General features: G+C 72.5%; 12 protein-coding genes and 1 pseudogene. 9 read left to right on the forward strand and 4 right to left on the reverse strand.

The window, feature by feature from the left end; all coding sequences use genetic code 11:
* The 4 genes and pseudogenes from ACFFNX_RS28375 to ACFFNX_RS28390 all read left to right on the forward strand — a co-directional run.
* A pseudogene (locus ACFFNX_RS28375) lies at window positions 1-736 on the forward strand (hypothetical protein); the annotation flags it as partial.
* Window positions 737-810: 74 nt separating this feature from the next.
* Window positions 811-1,470 (forward strand): hypothetical protein, encoded by a 660-nt coding sequence (locus ACFFNX_RS28380; RefSeq protein ID WP_378208656.1) that lies wholly within the window; start codon window positions 811-813, stop codon window positions 1,468-1,470.
* A gap of 217 nt (window positions 1,471-1,687) precedes the next feature.
* Window positions 1,688-2,467 (forward strand): electron transfer flavoprotein subunit beta/FixA family protein, encoded by a 780-nt coding sequence (locus tag ACFFNX_RS28385; RefSeq protein ID WP_378208658.1) that lies wholly within the window; start codon window positions 1,688-1,690, stop codon window positions 2,465-2,467.
* Window positions 2,468-2,479: 12 nt separating this feature from the next.
* Complete coding sequence (locus tag ACFFNX_RS28390) at window positions 2,480-3,430, forward strand: electron transfer flavoprotein subunit alpha/FixB family protein (protein WP_378208660.1); 951 nt, start codon at window positions 2,480-2,482, stop codon at window positions 3,428-3,430.
* 73 nt (window positions 3,431-3,503) lie between these two features.
* On the opposite strand, the gene ACFFNX_RS28395 is transcribed toward ACFFNX_RS28390, so the two are convergent.
* Both ACFFNX_RS28395 and ACFFNX_RS28400 read right to left on the reverse strand, forming a co-directional pair.
* Window positions 3,504-4,718: an MFS transporter gene (locus ACFFNX_RS28395; RefSeq protein WP_378208661.1), complete on the reverse strand. Its 1,215-nt coding sequence runs from the start codon at window positions 4,716-4,718 to the stop codon at window positions 3,504-3,506.
* Between the two features lie 77 nt (window positions 4,719-4,795).
* Complete coding sequence (locus ACFFNX_RS28400; RefSeq protein WP_378208663.1) at window positions 4,796-5,317, reverse strand: TetR/AcrR family transcriptional regulator; 522 nt, start codon at window positions 5,315-5,317, stop codon at window positions 4,796-4,798.
* A gap of 149 nt (window positions 5,318-5,466) precedes the next feature.
* Between ACFFNX_RS28400 and ACFFNX_RS28405 the strand changes: the two genes are divergently transcribed.
* Window positions 5,467-6,621 carry a cysteine desulfurase family protein gene (locus tag ACFFNX_RS28405; RefSeq protein ID WP_378208665.1) on the forward strand — a complete coding sequence of 385 codons (1,155 nt, stop codon included), beginning with the start codon at window positions 5,467-5,469 and terminating at the stop codon, window positions 6,619-6,621.
* Window positions 6,622-6,749: 128 nt separating this feature from the next.
* Here ACFFNX_RS28405 and ACFFNX_RS28410 read toward each other — a convergent pair whose 3' ends face one another.
* Window positions 6,750-7,241, reverse strand: a complete 492-nt coding sequence (locus ACFFNX_RS28410; RefSeq protein WP_378208667.1) for a MarR family winged helix-turn-helix transcriptional regulator — start codon at window positions 7,239-7,241, stop codon at window positions 6,750-6,752.
* A gap of 30 nt (window positions 7,242-7,271) precedes the next feature.
* Between ACFFNX_RS28410 and ACFFNX_RS28415 the strand changes: the two genes are divergently transcribed.
* On the forward strand, window positions 7,272-8,351 hold the full coding sequence (locus ACFFNX_RS28415; RefSeq protein ID WP_378208669.1) for a GNAT family N-acetyltransferase: 1,080 nt from the start codon (window positions 7,272-7,274) through the stop codon (window positions 8,349-8,351).
* 22 nt (window positions 8,352-8,373) lie between these two features.
* Here ACFFNX_RS28415 and ACFFNX_RS28420 read toward each other — a convergent pair whose 3' ends face one another.
* Window positions 8,374-9,381: a DUF695 domain-containing protein gene (locus ACFFNX_RS28420; protein WP_378208671.1), complete on the reverse strand. Its 1,008-nt coding sequence runs from the start codon at window positions 9,379-9,381 to the stop codon at window positions 8,374-8,376.
* Window positions 9,382-9,474: 93 nt separating this feature from the next.
* Here ACFFNX_RS28420 and mnmA point away from each other — a divergent pair, with 93 nt between their 5' ends.
* The 3 genes from mnmA to ACFFNX_RS28435 form a co-directional block, all read left to right on the forward strand.
* Window positions 9,475-10,551, forward strand: coding sequence for a tRNA 2-thiouridine(34) synthase MnmA (gene mnmA, locus ACFFNX_RS28425; protein WP_378208673.1), 1,077 nt, complete (start codon window positions 9,475-9,477; stop codon window positions 10,549-10,551).
* A gap of 50 nt (window positions 10,552-10,601) precedes the next feature.
* Complete coding sequence (locus tag ACFFNX_RS28430) at window positions 10,602-11,417, forward strand: LLM class F420-dependent oxidoreductase (RefSeq protein WP_378208675.1); 816 nt, start codon at window positions 10,602-10,604, stop codon at window positions 11,415-11,417.
* Between the two features lie 20 nt (window positions 11,418-11,437).
* Window positions 11,438-11,869, forward strand: a 432-nt coding sequence (locus ACFFNX_RS28435) for a uroporphyrinogen decarboxylase/cobalamine-independent methonine synthase family protein (RefSeq protein ID WP_512699863.1), incomplete at its 3' end; no start/stop codon positions are given.

Consider the following 11,869-nt stretch of genomic DNA (forward strand, 5'->3'; position numbering starts at 1 on the left):
CTTCCGCGGGCAGTTGCCCCCGGCACCGCCCCAGCAGCCACCGCCGCCGCCGATGTACGGGCGGCAGCCGTACCCCCCGCCCGCGCCGACGCACGAGCGCCCGCCGGAGCGTCCGCCGCGGCCCGAGGGGCCCAAGCCGTACGGCCTCTACCGGCTGCTGAGCTTCATGCTCCTGGCCGGCGCGGTCGGCCTCGCGATGGTGGTCCCGTCGATCGCGCTGATCGTCGTGCTGATCGCCATGCTCCTGCTGCGTACGGCGGACCGCGCGTCCCAGAACCTCGCCTCCAAACGCACCCGTCGGGGGCCGCGGCCCGCCGACGTCGCCGGGGTGATCGTCAGATCGCCCTTCTCGGTGGTCCGCTCCGGGCTGGTGATGGCGCTGATCAGCCCGATCGCCATCCTCGCCGGGGTCATCGTGCTGTTCATCGCGATGGTGGCCAAGTCGGAGATGACGATCGCCCGCGCCCTGTCGCTCAGCGTGGCCGCCTTCGTCCTCGTCACGTGCCTCGGCCCGGGCAGCGAGCCCGCACGCCGGCAGCTCGTCCGGATCTGGGGCGCCGTCGCGCCGCAGCGCGAACGCGCGTGGATCGTCGTGGGCGTCGTCGGCCTGCTCGTCTTCTTCCTCGTGTCCTTCTCGCTGAGCCAGACGCCGGAGCTGCGGCCGTTCAACTTCCCGCAGCTCAACCACGACCTGAACGACCTGCGGCACCAGCTGCGTCATCTGCGCGGCGGCTGAGCCCTGTCCGAGTGCGGACGACCCGCCCGCGCCTCGGCCCCGAAGGGCCGCCGCGCCGGTAGTGTTGCCTCGCGATGACGTCGGACGAGACACACCCGGTCCCCGCCCCCCGGCGCGCGGACGAAGACTCCGCCGACGCCGTGATCGAGGGGTGGTCACGCCTCTTCGCGTACCTGGTCGTCGCGATGGTGGTGGGCTTCACGGCCGTGCTGCCCTTCTTCGGGCTCCTGCTCGCCCTCGCCGGCGCCTCGTACCTGCGGGCCGGCGACGTGCACTGGCGCCGCCACCGAGGCGGCCTGCTGCGTTCACTGGCCGGGCCGCTGACCACACCGCTCGACCTGGTCCGCGGCGTCGCGGGCACCCTCGTCACCGTGCCGTACGCCGCGGTATTCGCCGTCCTGGTGCCGTTCGTGGTGATGCTGAGCGCCGCGCTCGACGTGGAGGTCTCGCCGATCGTCGGCGCGGCCTGGGGCGCGGCCGCGGCGGCGTACGTCCTGCTGGCGGCGCCCGGCATCCGTACGCCGCGCCGCCATCTGGTGCGGGTGTTCACCATGTTCGCCGACGACCCGCGGCGGATCGCGGTCGCCGGGGTGCTGCTGTGCGCGCTGGCCCTCGCCGCGGTCGCCGGCGCGATCGCGCTGCAGCCGAGCTTCGGCCCGATGTACGAGCTGGAGAACTCCATCGTGCAGGAGCTGTCCCACTTCCAGCACTCGGTGAACCGCCACGCGCTGTGAGGCGGGGCGGGGGTTTTGCGCCTACGCTACTCATGGGTAACATCATGGCGGTACACCTGCCGTGCCCCCGAAGCCGAATGTCCTTCGGGTGTTTGGCAGGCTTATGGTGCGAAAGCATGGCCCCGTGCCGGCCCGACCGGGCGGCGCCCGCTCGACGCGGGCGAGGCGGGTAGGGAGAGAGGCACGTCATGGAGTGTGCAGGGAGGGCGTACACGGAATGAACATCGTCGTCTGCGTTAAGCAGGTGCCCGACACGGCGACCGAACGGAAGTTGAAGTCCGACGACAGCACCCTCGATCGCGAGGCCGCCGACGGTGTCATCAACGAGCTCGACGAGTACGCCGTTGAAGAGGCCCTGGCGATCAAGGAGTCCCAGGGCGGTGAGGTGACGGTCCTCACCATGGGCCCGGACAAGGCCGCCGAATCGATCCGCAAGGCCCTCGCGATGGGCGCCGACAAGGCGGTCCACCTGACGGACGAGGCACTCGTGGGCTCGGACGGCCTGTCGACGTCGTACGCACTCGCCCAGGTGCTGAAGAAGATCGGGTTCGACCTGGTCATCCTGGGTTCGGAGTCGACCGACGCGCGCATGGGCGTGCTCGCCGCGATGCTGTCCGAGCGGCTCGGCGTCCCCCAGGTGACGCTCGCCAACAAGGTCGAGGTCGACGGCACCTCGCTCAAGGCCCAGCGGCTGACCGACTACGGCTTCGACCGGGTCGAGGCCACGCTGCCCGCGGTCGTGAGCGTCGTCGAGAAGATCAACGAGCCGCGTTACCCCTCGTTCAAGGGGATCATGGCGGCCAAGAAGAAGCCCGTCGAGAAGCTCGCCGTCGCCGACGCCGAGATCGACGCCGCCCTGGTCGGGCTCGCCGGAGCCTCCACCGAGGTCGTCGACTTCACCGACGCGCCGCCGCGTGAGAAGGGGCAGATCATCAAGGACGAGGGCGACGGTGGCGTGAAGGCCGCCGATTTCCTCGCGTCGAAGAAGTTCGTCTGAGGGGCGGGGGAGATGGCGGAGATTCTCGTCCTCGTCGACCATGTCGACGGGGAGGTCAAGAAGGTCACGTTCGAGCTGCTGACGCTCGCCCGTGCGTACGGCGACGCCGCCGCGGTCTGGGTCGGGCCCGGCTATGAGGGTGCCAAGGACAAGCTGGCCGAGTACGGCGCGAGCAAGGTCTACGTCGCCGCCGACGAGGAGCTGACCTCCTACGTCGTGGCGCCCAAGGTCGAACTGCTGGCCCAGCTCGTCGCCGACGGGTCGCCCGCCGCGGTGTTCGTGGCCGCGACCGGCGAGGGCAAGGAGATCGCGGGCCGGCTCGCGGTCCGCATCGAGTCGGGCGTCCTCACCGACGTCGTCGGTCTCGCCGAGGGCTTCGTCGGCGAGCACTCGATCTTCGGCGGCGCGATCGTGACGCACGCGAAGGTGTCCAAGGGCACGCCGATCATCGCCGTACGGCCCAACTCCGTGGCGCCCGAGGCGTCCCCCTCCACTCCGGAGGAGGAGCAGGTGTCGGTGACGCTGTCCGACGCCGCCAAGGGCGCGCGCGTGGTCGAGAAGGTCGTCCAGGAGAAGGGCGAGCGGCCGGAGCTGACCGAGGCCGCGATCGTGGTCTCCGGCGGCCGTGGCGTCGGCGGCGCGGACAACTTCAAGCTCATCGAGGAGCTGGCCGACTCGCTCGGCGCGGCGGTGGGCGCCTCGCGCGCCGCCACCGACGCCGGCTGGTACCCCCACACCTTCCAGGTCGGCCAGACCGGCAAGACGGTGTCGCCGCAGCTCTACATCGCGGTCGGCATCTCCGGCGCCATCCAGCACCGGGCCGGCATGCAGACCTCCAAGACGATCGTCGCCATCAACAAGGACTCCGAGGCGCCGATCTTCGAGCTGGTCGACTTCGGCGTGGTGGGCGACCTGTTCCAGGTCGCGCCGCAGCTCACCGAAGAGATCAACAAGCGCAGGTAGCCATGGTGCGGAACGCCCCGGCGGACTCCTCCAGGAGTCGCCGGGGCGTTCCGTCGTCCGCCCGAGCGGGGGGTCAGGCCGCGAGGGTGACGGTGTCCCGTTCGATCTCGCGCTCGCCGCGGAACGCCACCAGGCGCCGCATCGGCACGTACCGCGCGCCCGCCGCGATCAGCAGGCCCAGGACGGCCGCCACGCCCAGCCCGACGCGCAGGGACGACAGGTCGGACAGGAAGCCGATCACGACCGGGCCGAGGACCAGGCCGCCGTACCCCATCGCCCCGACCTGCGCGACCGCTCCGGCCGACCGGCCGGGCGCGATGGTGCCGGCCACCGAGATCGTCGTCGGGATGACCGTGCAGATCGCCAGCCCGGTGAGGAAGAACCCCAGCAGCGCGACCTTCGCGACCGGCGCCAGGACGACGACCGTCACCGTCGCGGCCGTGGCCAGCCCGGCGTAGGTCATCAGCCGGCGGGTGCCGAGGCGGCCCCGCAGCCGGTCGCCGACGAGCCGCCCGGTCAGCATGGCGGCCTCGAACAGCGGGTATCCCAGGGCGCCGACCGCCTCGCCGGCGCCGAGTTCGCGGCTCAGGTACAGCCCGCTCCAGTCGGCGATCGAGCCCTCCATCATGAACGCGGCGAACGCCAGCGCGCCGACGAGGTAGACCACGAGCGGCAGCCGGACGCGCCGGGACCGCCCGGTCTCCGTGCCCCCGCTCTCGGACGCCGTGTGCTCGGGGATGTACGTGCGGCCCACCAGCAGCGCCGCCGGCAGGGCGACGAGCCCGCCGCCGAACAGCGTCTGGCCGAACGACATCCCGGCCGAGGCGCTGAGCGCGCCGAGCAGGCCGCCGGAGATGGCGCCGGCGCACCATCCGGCGTGCATGGCGTTCATCACTGGCCGGCCGTAGGAACGTTCCACGGCGCTGCCCTGGGCGTTCATGCCGATGTCGGTCAGGCCGAAGGTCATGCCGAACGTCGCGACCGCGACCAGCAGCAGCGGCCAGGACGGGGCGAGCGCGACGAACACCATGCTCAGGGCGGTCAGCGGCGCCGCGACACGCAGGACGGCGCCGCTGCCGGCGCGGGCCATGACGCCCCGCAGGCCCTGCATCGCGATGATCGCGCCGATGCCCCAGACGAGGATCGCGACACCGACCGAGCCGTCGCTCAGCCCGAACCTGTCGGCGAGCGCCGGTGTGCGTGACACCCAGACTCCGCAGAGCATGCCGGCCAGGGCGAACGTGAGGACGGTGCCCAGGCGCGCCCGGTTGAGGACGCGAGACGTCATGATTTCACCTCTTTCGTTTTGCGCACGAAACGACCGGCACCCGTCGGGTGCCGGCTCGTCACTTCGTCATTCGGCCGTTAGAGCAGGTCCAGCAGCCGGGTGCGCAGCTCTTCGAGCTGCGCCTCGTCGTAGAGGCCGGGGTCGTGCATGGCGACCTCCCAGAGCCCCTCGGCGGCGAGCCGCGCCATTCGCGCGGCGACGGGATCGGGATCGTCGGCCGGGTCGCGATCGTGCCAGCGATGCATCGCCTCGCGGATCTCGGCGAGCAGTCCCGGGTCGGCGGCCGCCGCGCTCACCGTCGCCCATCGTCGCAGCAGCCGTGACTGGTCGCGGTCCATGACCACGGCCAGGTTCGCCTCGACGAAGGCCCGTGTGTACGCGCCGGGGCCACCGGTGTCATACGACGCGATGAGCGCGTCGAACTCCTCGATGAGCCGTTCGACGAGACCTCTGATCAGCGCTTCCTTGGTGTGGAAGTGATACAGCAGCCCGCCCTTGCTGACCCCGGCGCGTTCGGCGACCGCGGCGAGGGTGAGCGCCTGCGTGCCCTGCTCGCAGAGCAGGACCTCGGCGGCGTCGAGGAGGGCGTCTCGTTTCATGGCGATCCTTACTATACCGTCCGGACGGTACAAACGACCAAACCGGAGGAGCGGCGTCTTTCTTCCCGAAAAGGGAAGATCCGGATGACCTTGTACGGCCAGACCGCGCCGTCGCCCCGTGAGACGCGCGCCGATAGGCTGATGCCGACATGGTGTACCTGGATCACGCGGCGACCACGCCGATGCTGCCCGAGGCGATCGAGGCGATGACCGCGGAGTTCGCGCGGGTCGGGAACCCATCGTCACTGCACGCCTCCGGCCGCCGGGCCCGGCGTGTCGTCGAGGAATCGCGCGAGATCATCGCCGAGGCGATGGGTGCGCGGCCCAGCGAGGTCGTCTTCACCAGCGGCGGCACCGAGGCCGACAACCTGGCCCTCAAGGGCATCTTCTGGGCGCGCCGCAGCGCCGACTCCGCTCGCAACCGCGTGCTCATCAGCGCGGTCGAGCACCACGCCGTCCTCGACTCCGCCGACTGGCTGGCCGAGCGCGAGGGCGCGACCGTCGAGACCCTCCCGGTCGACGAGTACGGCCGGGTGGTGCCCGAGACGCTGCGCGCCACCATCGAGCGCGACCCGGGCTCGGTCGCCGTCGTCAGCGTGATGTGGGTCAACAACGAGGTCGGCACCGTCCAGCCGGTCGGCGAGCTGGCCGCGATCGCCGGCGAGCACGGCATCCCGTTCCACACCGACGCGGTCCAGGCCACCGCGCAGCTGCCGGTCCGGTTCACCACGGACGCCATGACGATCACCGGCCACAAGATCGGCGGCCCGGTGGGCGTCGGCGCGCTGCTGCTGGCCAAGGGCCTGGACCCGGTCCCCGTCCTGCACGGCGGCGGTCAGGAGCGTGACGTGCGCTCCGGCACGCTCGACGCCCCGGCGATCGCGGGCTTCGCCGCCGCCGTCAGCACCTCGGTGTCCCGCCGCGACGGCGAGGCGGCGCGCCTGGCGGGCCTGCGCGACGAGCTGATCTCGCGCGTCCGCGCGGAGGTCCCGGACGCCGTCCTCAACGGCGACCCGGTCGACCGCCTGCCCGGCAACGCGCACTTCTCCTTCCCGGGCTGTGAGGGCGACGCGCTGCTGATGCTCCTGGACGCCCGCGGCATCGAGTGCTCCACGGGCTCCGCGTGCTCGGCGGGCGTGGCCGAGCCCAGCCACGTGCTCTTGGCCATGGGCGCCGACCTGGCCCGCGCGCGCGGGTCGCTGAGGTTCTCCTTCGGCCACACCTCGACCCCGGCCGACGTGGACGCCACCGCCAAGGAGATCGCCCCGGTCGTCGAACGCGCCCGCCGCGCCGGCGCCGTCTGAACACCGCCCGGCGAGGGCTCAGAAGGGGCCCTCCACGGGCGCGGTGATGCGCCTGCGCTCCCGCTGAGCCTCGCCCGCGAGTCCGCCGGGCTCGACGGGCCGGGCGGACCAGGGCGAGGGTGAGGGACTCACCGCGTTCGTCTGGGCGGTGGCGTGGAGTCGTATGCCTCCAGCCTCCGCGCGATGGCCTCCAGGGCGATGAGGTCCTCGGGGGTGAGCCGGTCGATGAAATGGCGTCGTACCGACGCGACGTGGGCGGGGGCGGCGCTCTTCAACGTGTCCAGCCCGTGTTCGGTGAGGACCAGGAGGCAGCCTCTGCCGTCGGCCGGATCGGGTGCGCGCTCCAGGAGGCCGCGTGCTTCCATCCGGGTGGCGTGCCGGGAGAGGCGGCTGCGTGACCAGCCCATCTTGGCGGCCTGCTCGTGCAGGGTGCTGGTGTGGCCGGGCCGCTCCGACAGTGTGCTCAGCACCTCGTAGTCGGGTTCGGAGAGTCCGGCGTCCGCCAGATCGCGTCCCGTGCCCGTCTGGACGGCGATCACCATCCGGCGGAAGGCCCGCCACGCTCGCTCCTCGTCCGAGTTCAGCCATCGTACGGGCGCCGCCGAGGTCTTCGTTGACATGTAAACAAAATACCGCCTATCTTCGTTTCCATGTCAACGAAAACGGTGCGTGTCCTCGTGGTGGTGTGCAGCACCCGCCCCGGCGCCCTGGGCCGGGCGGTGGGCGAGTGGGTGATCGAGGCGATCACGCCGCATGCCGTGGAGCTCGGCGCCGAACTCGTGCCGGTGGCCCTCGGCGACCTCGACCTGCCGTTCCTCGACGAGGAGCGGCATCCGTCGTCGGGTGTCTACCGGCACGAGCACACGCGACGGTGGAGCGCGACCGTGGACGCGGCGGACGGCTTCATCGTCGTGACGCCGGAGTACAACTACGGGATGCCCGCGACCCTCAAGAACGCGTTGGACTACCTCGGCCGCGAGTGGGCGTGGAAACCGATGGGCTTCGTCAGCTACGGCAACACCTCGGCGGGTACCCGGTCGGTCCAGCACGCCAAGCAGGTGCTGACCACACTGCGCCTGGTGCCGCTGGGCGCCACGGTCGCGATCCGTATCGGTGACGCGACGGAGAACGGGCGGATCCGTCCGGACCCGGCCCTCGCGGGCGCGGCCGCCGGCATCCTGGACGAGCTCGTCCGCGTCGCTCATGCCCTGCGGCCGATGCGCGAGCGAGGGCGGACCGGCGTGGTGCCCGGCCCGTTGCCGGGGTCGTACGTGAGGCGGCTGACGCCTGACGATGCCCCCGAGGTCACCGTTCTTCAGCGGTGCTGCTGGGTGGATGAGGCCCTTGTCAACGACACCTTGGCCGTCCCCGCCCTGCACGAGTCACCGGAGCAGGTGGGCGACTGGCTGGCGGCCTGGCACACCCTGGGGCTGTGGCGGGACGGCCGGCTCCTGGGCGTGGTGCGGGCCCGCCGCGTCGAGGCCGACTGGCACGTGGGCCGGCTCGGCGTCGTACCCGACCTGCGGGGTCAGGGCATCGGGCGGTGGCTGCTCCGCGCGGCCGAAGCCGCCGCCGAACCGGAATGCCGTCGCACGGTGCTGTTCACCGGCGCGGGCAGCCGCCACAACATCGGCCTGTACCAGAGCGAGGGATACCGGCCCGCATCCTCCGCCGGCGCCGACGGGACCGTCCGCCTCGTCAAGGAGCGCCACGCCCGCGCCACCGCGTGAGGATCGCGGGCGCGGGAGGCGGTCAGGGACGGTACGGGGCGAGCGCCGACCAGGCCGGGTCGGACTGCGACGTGACCTTGGCGCGCCCCTCGGACCAGGCTGCGGCGAGCTGGTCCAGCTCCGCGACCGCGCCGGAGTCCGGGTCGGCGTACAGGTGCAGCACGCGGCGCCCGTCGCCGGTCTCGTGCGCCGCCAGGACCGCCCGCGGGCCCATCGCCTGCACCGCCTCCTCGAACCGCCGCAGCGCCGAGGCCGACGGCTCGACCGGCAGCCGGTCGGGGTTGGCGCTGGCGTACGGCAGGGTCACCGCGACGTACAGGTCGCACAGCGGATAGTCCTGCCGGTGCAGCGGGAAGCGCACGGCGACGCGGGCCGAGTGCCCCAGCGGCGTACGGCCCTCGCCGACCAGCCACGCCGGCTCGCCGAACGGCGCGGCGATCTGCTCCACCACCGGCGGCAGCATGCTCGGGGGCAGCGCGTCCATCGGCTCCTCCTCGGCCGCCGTCACCTCGCCGATCCAGCGTGCGACGTCGTCCTCGCCCAGCGCCCAGTCGAGCACCCGGTGGGTGAGCGCGAGCCGGGTCTCCTCCGGTACGAACAGGAAGTCGGGGTGGTAGGCGGTCACGTCGACACGTGCCCGCGAGGAGTCGGCGCGCAGGCCCATCCGCACGTAGTCCAGGTCGAACTCGTGGTCATCGAGCTGGAGCTTGCCGGTGAGCATCGCCGGGTCGGCCGGCCGCGCGGCGCGGTACTTCCAGTTGTCGTCGTCAGGCGCGCCGAGCCGCCAGCGTTCGGCGATGCCGCGCAACTCGTCCACGCCGCCACCGCTCACGGTCAGGCTGGGGCCGGGGCCGATCTCCCATTCGAGGTCGGCGTGCATCGCCTCGACGTGCGCGGACATCTCGTCGGCGATGTCCGCCGGCACTCCTTCGTCCAGGCGCCGGCGGGCCTGCGGCCACCACTCCCAGAAGCGGGCGATGGCCTCGATGTACGGCGCGGGCGCGTCGGATGAGCGACGGAAGATTCCCATAGTGCCGCCAATCGTATTCGCGTGCCGGTGCCCCCGTGTGTGGGCGGGCGCGTTTCCCCTCGACCGCCCCGGGTGCGTACCCTCGATGACGTCATGACTCTTCGCGTACTCGCCGCCATGTCGGGCGGGGTCGACTCCGCCGTGGCCGCCGCACGGGCCGCCGCGGCCGGCCACGAGGTGACCGGCGTCCACCTCGCGCTGTCGGCCAACCCCAAGTCCTACCGTACGGGCGCCCGAGGCTGCTGCACCCTCGAGGACGCCCGCGACGCGCGACGCGCCGCCGACGTGATCGGCATCCCGTTCTACGTCTGGGACATGGCCGAGCGCTTCGACCGCGACGTCGTGCAGGACTTCGTCAGCGAGTACGCCGCGGGCCGTACGCCCAACCCGTGCCTGCGCTGCAACGAGAAGATCAAGTTCTCCGCGCTGCTGGACCGCGCGCTCGCGCTCGGGTTCGACGCGGTCTGCACCGGGCACCACGCACGGCTGGAGGACGGCGTGCTGCGGCGCAGCGTCGATCTCGCCAAGGACCAGTCCTACGTCCTGGCGGTCTGCACGAAGGAGCAGCTCGCGCACGCGATGTTCCCGCTGGGCGACACGACCAAGGCGGAGGTGCGCCGCGAGGCGGACCGGCGCGGCCTGGCCGTCGCCGACAAGCCCGACAGCCACGACATCTGCTTCATCGCCGACGGCGACACCCGGGGTTTCCTGGCCGAGCGCCTCGGCGCGGAGAAGGGCCCGATCGTCGACGCGTCCGGCGAGGTCCTGGGCGAGCACGACGGCGCGTACGCGTACACGATCGGCCAGCGGCACGGCCTGCGGCTCGGCCGGCCCGCGCCGGACGGCCGGCCGCGCTACGTCCTGGACATCTCCCCGGTGACCAACACCGTGACGGTCGGCCCGCGCGAGGCGCTCGACGTCCACGAGATCGTCGCCGAGCGTCCGGTGTGGCTGGCGCCGCCGCCGGAGGAGCCGCTCGGCTGCCGGGTCCAGCTGCGGGCCCACGGCGAGGTGCACGACTGCACCGCCCGGCTCGACGGTGACGTGCTCCGCGTGACCCTCGACCGGCCGGCGCGCGGAGTCGCCGCCGGCCAGGCCGCGGTCCTGTACGCGGGGGACCGCGTGCTGGGTTCGGCCACGATCGCGGTCGCCGAGCACTCTCCGGTGTGATCTGCCCGCCGTAGCGGGTATGGGGCACTCGTCCACCACTTTGGAGCAGCATGAGATTCGGTGTGTCGACCTTCGTGACCGACGAGGGGATCGCGCCGTCCGCGCTCGGTCCCGCCCTGGAGGAGCGCGGGTTCGCCTCGCTCTACGTGGCCGAGCACACGCATGTCCCGGTCTCCCGCGCCACCCCGTACCCCGGCGGCGGCGACCTGCCGCGCCAGTACTACCGGACGCTCGACCCGTTCGTCGCCCTGACCGCGGCCGGGGTCGTCACCGAGCGCCTGGAGCTGGGCACGGGCATCGTCCTGATCAACCAGCGCGACCCGATCCTGCTCGCCAAGGAGACCGCCTCCCTCGACCTGATCACCGGCGGCCGCGCCGTCCTGGGCGTCGGTGCGGGCTGGAACCGCGAGGAGATGCTCCACCACGGCGTCGACCCGAAGACCCGGATGGCGCGCATGCGGGAGTACGTCCTCGCGGTGAAGGAGATCTGGGCGAACGACGAGGCCGAGTTCCACGGCGAGTTCGTCGACTTCGACCCGATCTTCTCCTGGCCCAAGCCCGTGCGCAGGCCGCCCGTCCTCGTCGGCGGCTGGGGCCCGAAGACGCTCGAGCGGGTGGTGGAGTACGGGGACGCCTGGATGCCCGTGGCCGGCCGGGACCGCGACGGCGTCCTCGCCAAGGCCATCGCCGACCTGCGCGCCCTCGCCGGACGGCATGTGCCGGTCGTCGTCTACGCCGCCCGGGCCGAACCCGAGGCCGTGGAGCAGCTCACTCTGGCGGGCGTGGACGAGATCCTCTTCTTCCTGCCGACCGAGCCGGCCGCCGAGACGCTCCGCCGCCTCGACCGGATGGCCGAGCTCACCTGAGGCCGCACTAGGCTCACGCTGTGACCTTTCCCTGGGCCCCGGGCGCCGCCACGGGCGTCGGCTCCTACCCCGGTGAGGATCCCGCGGAGACGCTGCGGGTCGTCCTCGGCGAGCTGCCGGACCTGCCGCACCTGCCCGAGCTTCCGGCGCGCGGACCCGGCGCGGACATGATCGGCCGTACCGCCGGGCTGCTCGTGGATCTCGCCGTCGCGGTGCAGCCGTCCGGCTGGCGGTTCGCCGACCGTCCCGGCCGCGACGCCTCACGTACGCACGGCCTCCTCGCCCAGGACCTGGACACGATCGAGGAGCAGGCCGGCGAGGTCGAGGGCCCGTTCAAGATCCAGGTGACCGGGCCGTGGACGCTCGCCGCGTCGATCGAGGTGAGGAGCGGCGAGCGCGCGCTCGCCGACCCGGGCGCCGTGCGCGACCTGGCGGCGTCCCTGGCCGAGGGC

Source organism: Actinoallomurus acaciae, assembly GCF_042429965.1.
GTDB lineage: Bacteria > Actinomycetota > Actinomycetes > Streptosporangiales > Streptosporangiaceae > Actinoallomurus > Actinoallomurus acaciae.